Below are 15039 nucleotides of genomic sequence, written 5' to 3' on the forward strand. Positions count from 1 at the left end.
AAAAAAAATAATGTTAGGGATATCAGGACGGGCATGTGGCGTGGGGGGACCCGATTGCCGCAGCAGCCCGCAACGACCCGAGGGAGGAAAACAATGAAATTCTTGAGTGGAGTCTCCGCACTTGCCTTTGCCGCCACCGCGAGCATGGCCCTTGCTGAAGATGTGACCGTTGGCGTCAGCTGGTCGAACTTTCAGGAAGAACGCTGGAAAACCGACGAAGCCGCGATCAAGGCCGCACTGGAAGCAAAAGGTGCAACCTATGTGTCTGCAGATGCGCAGTCATCTTCGGCGAAGCAGCTGTCCGACATCGAAAGCCTGATTGCACAGGGCGTCGATGCGTTGATCGTTCTGGCGCAGGACGCACAGGCCATCGGCCCGGCCGTGCAGGCAGCAGCTGACGAAGGCATTCCTGTTGTTGCCTATGATCGCCTGATCGAAGACGGCCGTGCGTTCTACCTGACCTTTGATAACGTTGAAGTGGGCCGGATGCAGGCGCGCGCGGTGCTGGAAGCCCAGCCGAGCGGCAACTACGTGATGATCAAGGGCTCTCCCACCGATCCAAACGCCGATTTCCTGCGCGGTGGTCAGCAAGAGATCATTCAGGCCGCAATCGACAGTGGTGATATCAAAATCGTTGGTGAGGCCTACACTGATGGCTGGCTGCCGGCCAATGCACAGCGCAACATGGAACAGATCCTGACTGCCAACGACAACAAGGTCGATGCCGTTGTCGCTTCCAATGACGGCACCGCTGGTGGTGTTGTCGCTGCGCTGACCGCTCAGGGCATGGAAGGTATCGCGGTGTCCGGCCAGGATGGCGACCACGCTGCGCTGAACCGTGTTGCCAAAGGCACGCAGACCGTTTCCGTCTGGAAAGACGCTCGTGATCTGGGCAAGGCCGCCGCTGAAATCGCGGTCGAAATGGCCGAAGGCGCTGCCATGGGTGATGTCGCGGGCGGTGCCGCCTGGACGTCCCCAGCGGGCACCGAGCTGACGGCGCGGTTCCTGGAGCCGATCCCGGTGACCGCTGACAACCTGTCGGTTGTTGTCGATGCCGGCTGGATCACCAAGGAGGCGCTGTGCCAGGGTGTGACCAACGGTCCTGCGCCCTGCAACTAAGCAGCTGCCGAGAGTTTCTCGGCTACTTCTTTCTAAACCGGCGCGCGCCCTCAGAAGGTCCCGATTGGATCGGGCGCGCGTCCCCCTTTCACTACCGCTGATCACTGGAGTTCGGATATGACCGAAACCACGTCTCAGCCGATCCCCGAACAAAACAAGCGTGGCCTGTTCCAGCAATTGGAACTGGACGTCCGCCTATTGGGAATGATCGGTGCCTTTGTCATCTTGTGCATTGGATTCAACATCCTGACGGATGGGCGTTTCCTGACGCCGCGCAATATTTTCAACCTCACCATCCAGACGGTCTCTGTGGCGATCATGGCCACGGGCATGGTCTTTGTGATCGTGACACGCCACATCGACCTGAGCGTCGGTGCGTTGCTGGCGACCTGCTCGGCCGTGATGGCTGTCGTTCAGACCGATGTGCTACCGGATATGCTGGGGCTTGGACTCAACCACCCGGCAACCTGGATCATAACCGTGGTGGTTGGCCTGACGATCGGCACCCTGATCGGGGCTTTTCAGGGATGGATGGTAGGTTTCCTGACCATTCCCGCCTTTATCGTGACCCTGGGTGGTTTTCTGGTCTGGCGTAACGTTGCCTGGTATCTGACCGACGGGCAGACCATTGGCCCGCTTGACAGCAGGTTCCTGATCTTCGGGGGCACCTCGGGCACGCTGGGCACCACGCTCAGCTGGGCCTTCGGAATCGTGGCCACGGCTCTGGCGTTGGTTGCCCTGTGGAACAGCCGCCGCGGCAAACAGGGCCATGGTTTCCCGGTGAAACCCGCCTGGGCGGAAGCGGTGATCGCAGGTGCGATTGCGGCGTCGATCCTTGGCTTTGTGGCCGTGCTGAATGCCTATCAGATCCCGGCGCGCCGTCTGGCGCGAATGATGGAAGCAGAAGGCGAAACCATGCCTGAGGGGCTGGTTGTCGGTTATGGCTTGCCAATCTCGGTGCTGATCCTGATTGCAACTGCCGTGATTATGACGATTATCGCCCGCCGCACCCGGTTTGGCCGCTATATCTTTGCCACCGGTGGCAACCCGGATGCCGCCGAGCTGTCCGGCATCAACACCCGTCTGCTGACGGTCAAGATCTTTGCCCTGATGGGATTTCTCTGTGCGCTTTCAGCGGTTGTGGCCTCGGCCCGTCTTGCCAATCACTCCAATGATATCGGGACTTTGGATGAGTTGCGCGTTATTGCGGCTGCCGTGATTGGCGGCACTGCACTGTCCGGTGGGTTTGGCACGATTTATGGCGCCATCCTCGGGGCGTTGATTATGCAGAGCCTGCAGTCGGGGATGGCCATGGTCGGTGTCGACGCACCGTTCCAGAACATCGTCGTGGGCACCGTGCTGGTTGCAGCCGTCTGGATCGATATTCTTTACCGCAAACGCGTGGGGGCCCGGATATGAGCACTGCAAAAGAGTTGCGCGCCGCAGGCGCCACGCCGCTGGTCGAGATGAAAGATATTTCGATCTCCTTTGGCGGGATCAAGGCTGTGGATCACGTCAGCGTTGATCTCTATCCCGGCGAAGTTGTTGGATTGCTCGGCCATAATGGTGCCGGGAAATCCACCTTGATCAAAGTGCTGTCGGGTGCCTACCAGATGGATTCCGGCGAAATCCGGGTCAATGGCGATAAGGTTGAGATCACCAATCCGCGTGATGCACGGTCGCATAACATCGAGACGATCTATCAGACATTGGCGCTGGCGGATAATCTGGATGCGGCCTCCAACCTGTTCCTGGGTCGCGAGCTGGTTACCCCGTTTGGTCTGGTGGACGATTCCGCCATGGAGGCCGAATGTCGCAAGATCATGAACCGGTTGAACCCGAATTTTCAAAAATTCTCGGAACCGGTTTCGGCTCTCTCGGGCGGTCAGCGTCAGTCGGTTGCCATCGCGCGGGCGGTCTATTTCAACGCCAAGATCCTGATCATGGATGAACCGACTGCCGCCCTTGGGCCGCATGAAACGCAGATGGTTGCCGAGTTGATCCAGCAGTTGAAGGCGCAGGGTATCGGTATTTTCCTCATTGATCACGATGTGAATGCGGTGATGGAGCTTTGCGACCGGGCTTCGGTCATGAAGAACGGCCAGCTGGTTGGCACCGTCGATATTGATGATGTCACCGATGATGACCTGCTGAGCATGATCATTCTGGGCAAGCGGCCCGGCGAAGCTGCGGCCTAAGTCGCGACGTCGATAATATCGGTCTGGAAGGGGCTGCCATTGGTGGCCCCTTTTCCGTTTCAGAATGGTTGCCCAGCCTATCGCAAAAACCTACATAAGATGTAGATTTTAGAAAGGTGATAGATGCTGACAATTGGGACATTGGGCAAGCGGACAGGCACGAAGGTGCAGACCATTCGCTACTACGAAGAGATTGGCCTTATGCCGGAAGCGGGGCGCACAGCAGGCGGGCAGCGTCGCTATGGCGAGAGTGATCTGGACCGGCTTTCGTTCATCCGTCACGCGCGACAACTTGGCTTTGGTCTGGAGGCAATCCGGGAGTTACTGAACCTCGCGGATCATCCGGGTCAGTCCTGTTCTCATGCAGATTCCATTGCGCAGAGACAGCTGAAAGACGTCGCTGATCGGATTGCCCGGCTGGAGGCCTTGCAGACTGAATTACAGCGCATGATCCGTGAGTGTGCCGGGGGAACCGTTGCCGAGTGCCGGGTGCTGGAGGTTTTGCGGGATCATTCCGAGTGCCTGACAAATCATGATCAGATTGGTGCCTGATCAGGGCATCGGGTTCGTTTGCTCGTGGCCGAGCGCACGGAGCAACATCCGGCGTTGATGATCCTGACCCCCAAAGAACACCGCCAATACGCGCAGCTGCTGTTCGGCTTCGTTCAGGTCGAAATAGAGGATGGCGCGCCCCTTTGTCACGCTGCGCAGTCCCGGAGCGATATCGCTGCGCAGCGTGCCCTGGTGCGGAGCGTTGCCCAGTGCCTCAATGGCCGCGTCAATCTCGTTCAGGCGGGCCGCTGCCCTGCTGAATGCGGTGTCCGGATCCTCGCCAAAGCCGATTGCCGCATCAAAGAGAAAGTCGAATATGGCGTCAAGATCCTGATCAATCGCCTCGGCGCGATCAACCCGAAAGACCATGTTCTGCCCGTTTGCGCGCCAGAAGATCGGCGGTCCTTCGACGCCCCTCAGTACCGCTGACAAAGGAGCCGCCGCGGCGCTCGGCGATCAATGCACGCAGGGCGGATGTCTCGGCGCGGCGGGCTTCCGTTTCTTCGCGCAGCAGTTCCAGACCCTGCTGCAACACCGCGCTGAGGCTTGCATATCGCCCTTCTGCCACCAATGTGCGGGCAAAGTCGTCCTGTGCTTCGGTCAGGGAGATGGAGGCTTTTACACTCATTTGCGCACCTGAGGCTCTTGTGGGTGACTATGAGATTATACTACTCAGTAGTATTTATCAACCCGGCACCGGACAGGCCGCGCAGTGCAAGAGCGATCCAGCCGAGACCTGCCAAAGCAATAATGAGCCAATTATCGCTTCCCCATTGGTTAATGATAATCCCGCCGATGGCCCAGCAGATTGCGACGGTGTAAGTCCAGGCTGAGGGGCTGTCTGCCTGGACCAAAAGCCCGACCGCCAGCGCCGCCGTCAGGCAGATTACGCCCGCCAATTGCGGGTTCATCAACCCATATCCTGGAAGAATGATACTGATGGACACCGCCGATGCTGCGGTCAGCCATCCGGCATAGAGCCCTACAGGACCGCGTTTCCAGACCCGTTTGTTGCGGCCTGCGCGGCGCATAGCCAGGATCGCGGTGACTGTCATCGCGATGATCAGGATTGTGGCAAGGATGGGTGAGCTGTTCGCAACCCAAAGCCAGCACATCCCGATGGCCAGGCTGATAGAGAGGGGTTTTCGCATCTCATGCCATGTTGAGCCCTCCGGCGCGCGAAACGCGCCAAACCCGACCCCAACGATCAGCCAGATGTAGATCACGATCCAGATTGAAAAGGCCGAACCGATGGGTTGAATGACCGGGTCGGGCTGTGGATAGGGCAGTTGATCAGCTGTATAGCCGGTAAACGGGTCGGTTATCAGCGGCGCGGCGGCAAAGGCTAGGGCAAGGGCCAGTGTAAGATAGGCCATGGACTGCTTGCTCATGATATCGAACTCGCTTTCGTATGTAGGCGCCAACTGAGGGCGGCATCTGTGGCTATTCCGATTTGCTTATCTAGTCTTAAAGAAAGCTCCGAAGCTCCTCCAATGTTCCCGCTTCTAACGCTGGTTTATCGGTCCGAATGCGATTGATACGGGGAAACCGCATGGCCAGACCACTTTTGTGACGGCTGGATTCATTCAGACCTTCAAAGGCCACTTCCAGGACCAATTCGGGCTTCACCGCGCGGACTGGGCCGAACCGGTCCGTCGTGTTGTTGCGCACGAAGCGGTCCAGTTCCTTCAGCTCGGAATCGGTGAACCCGAAATAGGCTTTGCCGACGGGCACCAGCTTATCGCCGTCCCAGACGCCGAAGGTGAAATCGGAATAGTAGCCTGAGCGTTTGCCGTGGCCGCGCTGCGCATAGAGCATGACGGCATCGACCAGCATAGGATCGCGTTTCCATTTGAACCAGTTTCCGCGTTTGCGCCCCGCGATGTAGGCGCTGTCGCGCCGTTTGATCATGACGCCTTCGATTACGCCTTCGGGTGGGTTGGCGCGAAGAACTGCCAGATCCTCCCATGTGCCAAAGGTGAGCGGGTGAGAGATGTCGATACGCGGATCGTTCAGGTCCGCAACACAGCGATGCAGCCGGGCCTGGCGTTCATCCAATGTCCAAGATCGCAGATCTTCACCCTCCCAGAACAGCAGGTCGTAGGCGCGCAGCGCGGCGGGATGGCTTGCCAGCATGGTTTTGCCCACCTTCTTGCGACCAAGCCGTTTCTGTAAATCACCAAAGGGCGCGATGATGGTGTCGCGCTTAACCAGCAATTCGCCATCGAGCGTGCCGTTGAAGTTCAGCGCCTCAATGACGTCGGGAAAAGCGCCTGAGATATCCTCTCCGGTGCGTGAATAGAGCCGCCGGGTGCCGCCGTCATTCACGGCCTGCACGCGGATACCGTCCCATTTCCATTCTGCAATGAAGTCGCCGGGAGAGAGGCTGGAAAGGTCGTTCAGATCTGTACCTGTGGACAGCATAACCGGTCGGAACGGCGCGGCGGCAAGGCTTTTTGGTTTGTCACCCCCTTCGAGCCAGGAAAACAGTGGCAGGTAGGGCGGCGTCAGCCCATGCCAGAGCTCCTCGATTTCCGCGACATCGACCTCGCCATATTGTGCCAGGGCGTTGCGGGCCAGTCGGGCGGACACGCCAACGCGCAGCCCGCCGGTGGTCAGCTTCAGGTAGGCATAGCGCTGCGACGGTGTCATCTGCGACAGGCGGCGGATGATCAGTGCCGGAAGCTGGGCCTTTGCGGTTTCGGACAGCTCCGTCACAGCCTCGGTCAAGGACAGATATGCCTCGCCGTCTGAGCGCGGCCAGATCAGGGCGACGGTCTCCGCCAGATCGCCCACGAAATCATAGGAGAGGCGGAACAGTTCTGGGTCAGTCTCTTCCGCCACCAGACCGCGCAAAAGCGAAGGCGTCACATTGCGGAGTGATAGATCACCCGTAATCGCTGCGAGCGCATATCCGCGTTCAGGGTCCGGCATGGCTTGAAAGGCATGGAGCAGATGCGCCGTCTTACCGTTGCGAGACGGGGTAAAGGCGAGCTGCTCCAGAAGGTCTGCGAAGGCTTGCATCAATCTGCCTCCTCCTCATAGCCGACCAGCCGCAGGGGACGGGCGGCAATCTGGTTCAGCTCACACCAGCGAACCAAAGCATCCTCGCGGCCATGGGTCACCCAGACCTGTTTCGGGGCGAGTTCCCTGATGGTTCGGGTGAGATCCGGCCAGTCGACATGGTCGCTCAGTATCAATGGCAGCTCCACGCCGCGCTGCCGCGCGCGGGCGCGGACCTGCATCCAGCCACTGGCAAAGCAGATCACCGGATCAGGAAACCGCTGCGCCCAGGCCGCGGCAAAGGCCGAAGGAGGGCCGAGGATTATCTGCCCCTTAAAGGCGGCCTTGCCCTCCTTGGTGGTGGCCGGGCGCAATTCGCCGAGATCAATGCCCTGGGCGATGTGGTAGTTGCACAGGCGCTGAAGTGCGCCATGGATATAGATCGGCCGATCCCAGCCTGCCTGGCGCAACAACGCGATGACACGCTGTGCTTTGCCGAGCGCATAGGCACCCACAAGATGGCATCGCTCCGGCTGAGCAGCAACGGAGCGGAGCAGTTTTTCGATCTCGGACCGGGGGTCCGGGTGATTGAACACTGGCAGCCCAAAGGTGGCTTCGGTCACGAAAACATCGCATGGCGCGAGCTGAAACGGTGCACAGGCAGGGTTATCGACCCGCGCGTAGTCGCCGGAGACGGTAATGGCCGTGTTGCCGTCCTCCACGGTAATTTGACAGGAGCCAAGGACATGGCCGGCCGGTGTGAATGTCGCGCCGACACCCGCGATCGTCGTGCGATCATCGACTGGAACCGATGTGTCGCAAAACGCGTCGCCATAGCGGATCGCCATGATGTCCAATGTCTGCGGGCTGGCCCAGACCGTGCCATGCCCCGCGCGGGCATGGTCAGCATGGCCGTGAGTGATCAGCGCGCGGGGCACCGGGCGGACCGGATCAATGTAGAAATCACCAGCAGGACAATAAAGCCCATCGGGGCGCGGATGCAGCAGCTCTTCCGGTAGGCGTGGTGCATTCACGGCGCAGGATCCTTCATATTACTTCTAGGCGGTGTTCCAGGAAAGTTAAGCCAAACAGGGGTTTGGGCAAGGGGAGACCGTGCCGACGCTGGCGAGCCGACGTCTTGCCATCCAGTGTGGAACCATCAAGAGGCTCAGGCGTTTTGCCTGCTATGGCGCAGTTTCCTGCGCTGCCGCTATTACCCAACCCGAGGAGAAGGCCCGTGGCGCAGAAGGATTTAACACAGGGCACTGTTTCGCGCGCTCTTGCTGCGGTCTCCGCTCCAATGTCCTTGGGGATTTTGGGCGTGTTGAGCGTTGGACTGGCAGACGCGTATTTCCTCGGGCAGCTGGGGGAGGCTCCGCTGGCGGCCGTCGGGTTCATTTACCCGGTGACCACGGCGGTGACGTCTTTGTCCATCGGCCTGTCCGCTGGAGCCAATGCGGCGATTTCCCAGAGCCTGGGCCGGGGCGACAGCGAGGCAGAGACCAACAGGCTCTCGGTGCATGCGATTGTTCTGGGTATGGTTGTGGCGGTGCTGGTCGCCATCCTGTTTTATCTAGGTGCCGCCTCGCTGTTCTCTCTCATGGGAGCAGGGGGCGCCGTGCTGGAGGAGGCGCAATCCTATGTGCCATTCTGGGCCCTGTCGTTTCCTTTTCTGGTCGGCATGGCGCTGTTGAATGCGGTGTTTCGGGCCCATGGCGACGGGGCAACCTCGGCGGTGATCATGCTGGTTGCTGCGGTGCTCAATATCGCGCTGGACCCGATCCTGATCTACGGGCTCGGTCCTGTGCCTGAGATGTCCACGGCGGGCGCGGCGCTTGCGACGGCTCTGGCGCGCGTCCTGACCTTGGTGGGAGCCTTCACTTATGCGCTGCGGATTGGCGTTATTCGTCCTCCGCAGGAATTCGCCGATGGCATTGTCGGCTCAATACGGGAAGTCGTCAGGGTCGGACTGCCGGCGGCCTTCTCCAATGCGATCAACCCCGCCGGTATGGCGATGGTCACCGCAGCTGCTGCCACGCTGGGCGATACGGTTGTGGCTGGGCTGGGGGCGGCTCAGCGTGTGCAGTCGGTCGCGCTGGTACCCCTGCTGGCCCTTTCTGCGGGCATCGGACCGGTCGTCGGTCAGAACTGGGGTGCAGATGAACGGGATCGTGCGCGGCTGGCGGTCTGGCGGTCCTGGCAATTCTGTATCGGTTACGGCTTGGCTGTCGCGCTTCTCCTGACGGTTCTGGCGCCTTCAATCGCCGGGCTGATCGCCTCGGACGAGGGAGCGGCGCAGAAGACCGCGCAATATCTCCGCGTCGTCAGCTGGAGTTTTCTGGGCTACGGCGTCCTGGTGACAGCAAATGCCGCGATGAATGCCCGGTCCAAGGCGCTCTGGTCCATGGGGCTGAGCTTGATGCGGATCTTTGTGGTCTATGTGCCGCTGGCTTGGCTGGGGGTCTGGCTGTTCGGCTATGCCGGAATTCTGGGCGCTGCGGTCATTGCGAATCTGGCGGCTGTGGCGGGCGCTTATTATGTCGGCCGCAAGACGGGGCTGGTGGGTCAGTGAGGGCAGCCCGATCAGTTTGTCGTCAGTAGTTCGAGTAGTCTGCCTTCACCCATGCGAAGTCCGTCGATACTATGCCGGGTGAGCGATTTGAGCCGTGCGGTGCGCGTGTCGTCGGGCAGTTCGGCCAATGCGATGACCTTTGGGTGAATGTAGCTGTTGCGCGCCATTGTCGGTGTATTGTGCAGCCGCTCCGCCGCTGCCTCCGCCATGGCTGAAATCGTGAGCTTGGGGGCATGCAGCGCCGTGCGAAAGGCTGCATGGGTCCCGTTCCAAGTGCGCAGCGTTTTGGCGGAGACGCCGTCACCGCAAAGGCTGGTCAGAACCTCCTGTACCTGCTCTGACCGGACGGCGCGTACGCTGCCGCCATCATCGAGCCAAGAGATGAGTTCACGTCCGGGCAGGTCCTGTGAACGCTCCAATATGCGTTGCAGGGCCGCGCCCCGGATCGACTTCTCAACTGTCTTGCCGCCTTTTGCGGTATAGCGCAGATGTATCGACTGACCGGAGAACTCGATGTGCCGTTGGCGCAGGGTCGTGGCGCCGTAACTGCCGTTGTCCTCTGTGTACTGCGGGTTCCCAATCCTGAGTGAGCCGCGATCCATCAGGGCAAGGACAGCAGCGACCGCCGTTTCCTCCTCGCCTATGGTGCCGCTTAGCCTGTCGCTGATCCACCTGCGCAACTGCGGCAGGCTCTCGGCGAAACTGACCAAATTGTCGAATTTCTGTTCTGCCCGCAACAACTGCCACGCGGGATGGTAGCGATATTGCTTGCGATTGCGCGCGTCGCGCCCGGTGGCCTGCAGGTGACCATTTGCCAATGGGCAGAGCCAGACATCCGTATAAGCAGGGGGCACGCCAAGCCCGTTGAGCCGGTCCACTTCGGTACGGTCTTCGATGTGGCTGCCATCAGGCATATGATAGGAAAACCCGCGACCGCGACGTCGGCGCGAGATCCCGGGCTGATCATCCTTGCAATAGACCAGTTTCATCAGGTCGATCCACGTTTGGCGGGACTGCGGACCCGCAATGTGCGGGCCGCCCGTCGTGCAGGCGGCCCGAGTGGCGTCAGCTCATCACCATGACGGATTTTACATTCACAAATTCCTTCATGCCAAAGCCTCCATGTTCGCGGCCATAGCCGGAGTCCTTGACGCCGCCGAAAGGCATGTTGGGGATTGCCAGGCCAAATCCGTTGATGAAGATCATGCCGGTGTCGAAATGATCGCGGGCGAGGGCAATCGCCTTGTCCGTATCTTTGGTCATGATGCCACCGCCGAGACCAAATCGGCTGTCGTTGGCAATGCGCATCGCATCCTCTGCGTCCTTGGCGCGGATTAATGCGGCCACCGGGCCGAAGAGTTCGTCGTCATAGGCAGGCTGGCCCGGGGTCACGTTTTCCAGAACGGTCGCCGGATAGTAGAAACCTCTGCCCTCTGGCATTTCGCCGCCGCAGAGGATCTTGGCACCGCCTGCGACACTGTCCTTGACCTGCTGATGGAGGTCATCGCGCAGATCTTTGCGTGCCATCGGTCCAATGTCGGCATCGTCACCCATCGGGTCGCCCGGGGTCACGTCTTTCATGGCGGCAACATAGGCGTCGCGGAATTCGTCGTAAACTGCGTCGACGACGACGAAGCGCTTGGCAGCAATACAGGTTTCGCCATTGTTATAGGTCCGCCCCTGCACGCAGGTCTGGACAGCTGCGTCGATATCCGCATCTTCTAGGACGATGTAGGCATCGTTGGATCCCAGTTCCAGCACGGTCTTTTTCACCGCTTCGGCCGCCTTTGCGCCCACTTTGCGGCCGGCGCCATCGCTGCCGGTCAGTGTTACGCCGCGCACCAGGTTGTGGCTGATCAGCGCGTCCGACTGATCGTGGGAAATCACCAGAGCCTGGAACAGGCCCTTTGGCAGGCCCGCGCTTTCGTAGATCTCCTGCAGCATCTGGCCCGAGCCGGTTACGTTGGAGGCGTGTTTCAGAAGTACGCCGTTACCGGCGATCAAGCTCGCGATTGAGTAGCGCACCACCTGGTAGGCTGGAAAATTCCAGGGCTGGATGCCGTAGACGACACCAATGGGGGAATAGAAGATATGCCCTGTCTTGCCACCTTGGATATCGCGCTCTTCAGGGGCGAATGCCGAGGGGGCCTCTCCTGCACTGTAGTCGCAGATGGCCGCGCAGAGCTCGACTTCCTGATGGCTCTGTTTCAGCAGCTTGCCCATTTCTTTCGTCATCAGTTCGGCAAGCTCATCCTTGCGCTCACGCAGGGCGGCCCCGATGGCTTTGATGACCTTCGCGCGCTCTTCTACCGGGGTCTGGCGCCAGCTGAGAAAGGCCTCATGGCAGCTTTGTACTGCAGTTTCCATCGCCTCGTCGCTCAGCAGGGAATAGCTGTTGAGGGTTTCTCCAGTGGTTGGGTTCACGGTTTGAATGGTGTCGGACATGGTTGACCTTTCTCTCTGACGGCAGGAGGGGAGTTCTTTGCCTATGGCTTGCAAGATCAACGTGGCTTGGTGGTTTGGGTTCCCGTCAATCGCCAGGACGTGAGGTCGCGGTTGTCTTTTGCTGGTTTGACCTAAGGTGCGCTGCTGGTTGGATTGCCTTCTTTGTGGTGGGAACATATACAGAACATATGACTCGACAAACGCTGGATCAAAAGCTCGCTATCCTCAGCGACGCCGCAAAATATGATGCGTCCTGTGCGTCTTCGGGATCGACAAAACGTGACTCCCGCGATGGGAAGGGCTTGGGCTCGAATGAGGGTACGGGCATCTGCCATGCCTACACGCCGGATGGTCGCTGCATCAGCCTGCTGAAGATCCTGATGACCAACTTTTGCATTTACGACTGCACCTACTGCGTGAACCGGGTGTCGTCCAATGTGCCGCGCGCGCGGTTTTCTGTCGATGAGGTTGTAAAGCTGACGATAGAATTCTACCGACGCAACTATATAGAAGGTCTGTTTCTGTCCTCCGGTATCATCCGGTCCCCGGATGCGACGATGTCAGATATGGTGCAGATCGCGCGAAAGCTGCGGCATGAGGAGAATTTTCGCGGATATATTCATCTCAAGACCATTCCCGATGCTGCCCCTGAATTGATTGCCGAAGCTGGGCTTCTGGCGGATCGGCTGTCGATCAATGTCGAGATGCCAAGCGATGCCGCCGTGCGTGAACATGCGCCGGAGAAAGATCCCGGCCAGATCCGCAAGGCGATGGGAGACGTCCGGATGCGCGCTGATGCAGCCAGGGAGGCGAGCTATACGGGCAGGCGTCCGCCGCGATTTGCGCCCGCAGGTCAGTCGACGCAGATGATCATAGGGGCGGATGGGTCAAATGATGCGACGGTGCTGGGGCAATCGACCCGGCTTTATGCAAGCTACAAATTGAAGCGCGTGTATTATTCCGCGTTTTCGCCCATCCCCGACAGTTCGGCCAAGCTGCCGCTGATCTCGCCACCGTTGCAGCGTGAACACCGGTTGTATCAGGCCGATTGGCTGCTGCGGTTTTATGATTTTCAGCTCGATGAGATCACATCGGTCACGCCGGATGGAAATCTGGATTTGCAGGTCGATCCCAAGCTGGCCTGGGCGCTGGCACATCGCGAGATCTTTCCGGTGGATGTGAACCGGGCCAGCCGGGAACTGCTGCTGCGGGTTCCGGGGTTCGGGGTCAAAACGGTCACGCGGATCCTCAGCACGCGACGGCATCGGATGCTGCGATACGAAGATCTGGTTCGTATCGGGGCCTCGATGAAGAAGGCGCGTGCCTTTGTCGTTGCTGGCGGGTGGACACCGGGCGGTTTGACCGACAGCGCGGATTTGCGGGCCCGGTTTCTGCCGCCGCCGGAACAATTGGCCCTGTTTTGATGTATCATGCCGAGATGCCCCTGATCGGGACGGCAGTGGCCTGGCGTCGGGCGGCGCGAGGGTTTCTGGCGCAGAATATCCCACCTGACGCCATCCTGTGGAACAATGAATGCGCCGCGCCTGATCTATTCGCCTCAGAGGCGCGATCGGCTCCAGGCGGAGAGGTCCAGGTCCCGCGCAGCTTTGTTACCCTCGCCGATAAGGTCGTCTGGCATAGTGATCCGAACCGGTTTGCCCGGCTCTACGGGTTTCTCTGGCGCCTGCGCAGTGAACGCGGGTTGATGAGCGATCGGGCTGACGCGGATTTGGCGCGATTGCGCCAGATGGAAAAATCGGTGTCGCGCTGTCAGCACAAGATGAAGGCCTTTGTGCGGTTTCGGGAGTTGGGTGCCGCTGACGCGCCGCGCCGATCTTTTGCGGCGTGGTTTGAGCCGACACATCACACGGTGGAGCCGACCGCTACATTCTTTGCCCGCCGCTTTGCCGATATGGACTGGCGCATTCTGACACCTGACGTGTCGGCCATATTCGAGGGTGGGCAACTCAGGTTTGAGCCGGGGCAGCCAAGGCCCGACCTGCCGGAGGATGCGAGCGAGGCGCTGTGGATCACTTATTTCCGCAATATATTCAATCCGGCACGGTTGAAGGTGCAGGCGATGCAATCGGAAATGCCCAAGAAGTATTGGCAGAACATGCCGGAGGCCGTCGCTATTCCTGACCTGATCGCCTCGGCCCCGGCGCGGGCGCGGGCGATGGCTGAGGCGGCGCCAACTCTGCCACCGTCGCGGGCTGTGCGGGTACAGGCCCGACTACCTGCGGCCAACCCTGTCTGGCAAGGAGCAGCTGGGGGTCTGCCGGAGGCCATCAACAGCTGCACGCGCTGCCCGCTCCACCGATCGGCCACGCAGGCGGTGCCCGGTGAAGGGCCGACAGATGCCGCGTTGATGATCGTCGGCGAACAGCCCGGTGATCACGAGGATCTGGCGGGGCGTCCATTTGTTGGCCCCGCTGGGCAACTGTTCGACCAATTGGCCGCGGAGGCCGGCCTGCCGCGACAGGCAGCCTACGTCACCAATGCGGTCAAACATTTCAAATTCACGCCAAGAGGGCGCAGGCGGATACATCAGCGGCCCGATGGATCGGAGATCCAGCACTGCAAGATCTGGCTCTGGGCCGAGCTGGAACAGGTCCGGCCGCGGTTGGTCCTCGCGCTTGGTGCCACCGCGACGCAGGCTCTGTTGGGATCAGGTGCGGACATTCGGCGGCGGCGCGGAACCATCGAACATCGCACCGACGGCACGCCGGTATTGATCACCTTGCATCCATCGTATCTGTTGCGGAGCCCAGATCCTGAGCAGCGCAGCCGTGACACCGAGAGCCTACGCGCGGACCTTCGCCTGGCTGCCGATTGGTTGCGCATAGATGCGGTGAAGCATCGGCGCGACTAATCCGTACTGGTCGTGCTGGTCGAGCCGGAGGCCGCAAGTCCCGCCACCAAGGCAAGCCCCAGCAGGCCCATAGCAGGTGCGATCATTGGGGCAAACTGGCCCACGACCGGCTCAACGAGCAGCAGACATTCGTCCTCTTCCGCATCCCGTTCATCCTCGCACTTCAGCTGATCATCGTCCTGCTTAACGGTCTGAGCAGCACCGGGTGCCCCGAGCAAAGACAGGACCATCAAAGTGATGATCATAAGGCGGGTGACCGGTCCTGTCGATGTCAGGTC

15 protein-coding genes are annotated in these 15039 nt (G+C 60.2%); 7 read left to right on the forward strand and 8 right to left on the reverse strand.

What is annotated here, in order from left to right; all coding sequences use genetic code 11:
- Positions 1-93: 93 nt before the first annotated feature.
- The 4 genes from xylF to VWZ87_RS00020 all read left to right on the forward strand — a co-directional run bounded on the left by xylF (position 94) and on the right by VWZ87_RS00020 (position 3869).
- Positions 94-1119: a D-xylose ABC transporter substrate-binding protein gene (gene xylF / locus VWZ87_RS00005; protein WP_416535396.1), complete on the forward strand. Its 1026-nt coding sequence runs from the start codon at positions 94-96 to the stop codon at positions 1117-1119.
- 117 nt (positions 1120-1236) lie between these two features.
- Positions 1237-2538 carry a sugar ABC transporter permease gene (locus VWZ87_RS00010; RefSeq protein WP_416535397.1) on the forward strand — a complete coding sequence of 434 codons (1302 nt, stop codon included), beginning with the start codon at positions 1237-1239 and terminating at the stop codon, positions 2536-2538.
- Entirely contained in the window at positions 2535-3317 is a 783-nt protein-coding gene (locus tag VWZ87_RS00015) for an ATP-binding cassette domain-containing protein (protein WP_416535398.1), read from the forward strand. The genes VWZ87_RS00010 and VWZ87_RS00015 overlap by 4 nt, the downstream gene beginning before the upstream one ends.
- A gap of 123 nt (positions 3318-3440) precedes the next feature.
- Positions 3441-3869, forward strand: coding sequence for a MerR family transcriptional regulator (locus VWZ87_RS00020; RefSeq protein ID WP_416535399.1), 429 nt, complete (start codon positions 3441-3443; stop codon positions 3867-3869).
- Here the strand turns inward: VWZ87_RS00020 and VWZ87_RS00025 are convergent, their stop codons facing one another.
- From VWZ87_RS00025 to VWZ87_RS00045, 5 genes are all read right to left on the reverse strand, one after another.
- Positions 3870-4238, reverse strand: a complete 369-nt coding sequence (locus VWZ87_RS00025; RefSeq protein WP_416535400.1) for a type II toxin-antitoxin system RelE/ParE family toxin — start codon at positions 4236-4238, stop codon at positions 3870-3872.
- Positions 4222-4497 (reverse strand): ribbon-helix-helix domain-containing protein, encoded by a 276-nt coding sequence (locus VWZ87_RS00030; protein ID WP_416535401.1) that lies wholly within the window; start codon positions 4495-4497, stop codon positions 4222-4224. Before VWZ87_RS00030 ends, VWZ87_RS00025 begins: the two co-directional genes overlap by 17 nt.
- A 40-nt stretch (positions 4498-4537) precedes the next feature.
- Positions 4538-5260, reverse strand: a complete 723-nt coding sequence (locus VWZ87_RS00035; RefSeq protein WP_416535402.1) for a tryptophan-rich sensory protein — start codon at positions 5258-5260, stop codon at positions 4538-4540.
- Positions 5261-5336: 76 nt separating this feature from the next.
- On the reverse strand, positions 5337-6893 hold the full coding sequence (locus VWZ87_RS00040; RefSeq protein ID WP_416535403.1) for a cisplatin damage response ATP-dependent DNA ligase: 1557 nt from the start codon (positions 6891-6893) through the stop codon (positions 5337-5339).
- The gene (locus VWZ87_RS00045; protein ID WP_416535404.1) at positions 6893-7906 is read right to left on the reverse strand and encodes a ligase-associated DNA damage response exonuclease; all 1014 of its coding nucleotides are present in this window, start codon (positions 7904-7906) and stop codon (positions 6893-6895) included. Before VWZ87_RS00045 ends, VWZ87_RS00040 begins: the two co-directional genes overlap by 1 nt.
- A 203-nt stretch (positions 7907-8109) precedes the next feature.
- Between VWZ87_RS00045 and VWZ87_RS00050 the strand changes: the two genes are divergently transcribed.
- Positions 8110-9444, forward strand: coding sequence for an MATE family efflux transporter (locus tag VWZ87_RS00050; protein WP_416535405.1), 1335 nt, complete (start codon positions 8110-8112; stop codon positions 9442-9444).
- A gap of 11 nt (positions 9445-9455) precedes the next feature.
- Here VWZ87_RS00050 and VWZ87_RS00055 read toward each other — a convergent pair whose 3' ends face one another.
- Both VWZ87_RS00055 and VWZ87_RS00060 read right to left on the reverse strand, forming a co-directional pair.
- Positions 9456-10433, reverse strand: coding sequence for a DNA topoisomerase IB (locus VWZ87_RS00055; protein WP_416535406.1), 978 nt, complete (start codon positions 10431-10433; stop codon positions 9456-9458).
- Positions 10434-10509: 76 nt separating this feature from the next.
- Positions 10510-11889, reverse strand: coding sequence for an NAD-dependent succinate-semialdehyde dehydrogenase (locus VWZ87_RS00060; protein WP_416535407.1), 1380 nt, complete (start codon positions 11887-11889; stop codon positions 10510-10512).
- A 188-nt stretch (positions 11890-12077) separates the two neighbouring features.
- Here VWZ87_RS00060 and VWZ87_RS00065 point away from each other — a divergent pair, with 188 nt between their 5' ends.
- Together VWZ87_RS00065 and VWZ87_RS00070 are read left to right on the forward strand one after the other, a co-directional pair.
- Positions 12078-13313 carry a putative DNA modification/repair radical SAM protein gene (locus VWZ87_RS00065; RefSeq protein WP_416535408.1) on the forward strand — a complete coding sequence of 412 codons (1236 nt, stop codon included), beginning with the start codon at positions 12078-12080 and terminating at the stop codon, positions 13311-13313.
- Complete coding sequence (locus VWZ87_RS00070; protein WP_416535409.1) at positions 13313-14761, forward strand: UdgX family uracil-DNA binding protein; 1449 nt, start codon at positions 13313-13315, stop codon at positions 14759-14761. The genes VWZ87_RS00065 and VWZ87_RS00070 overlap by 1 nt, the downstream gene beginning before the upstream one ends.
- Here the strand turns inward: VWZ87_RS00070 and VWZ87_RS00075 are convergent.
- Entirely contained in the window at positions 14758-14991 is a 234-nt protein-coding gene (locus VWZ87_RS00075) for a hypothetical protein (protein WP_416544015.1), read from the reverse strand. The genes VWZ87_RS00070 and VWZ87_RS00075 overlap by 4 nt on opposite strands.
- Positions 14992-15039 lie beyond the last annotated feature (48 nt).

Origin of the sequence: Phaeobacter sp. JH20_37 (assembly GCF_048056015.1) — a bacterium.
Classification (GTDB): Bacteria; Pseudomonadota; Alphaproteobacteria; order Rhodobacterales; family Rhodobacteraceae; genus Phaeobacter; species Phaeobacter bryozoorum.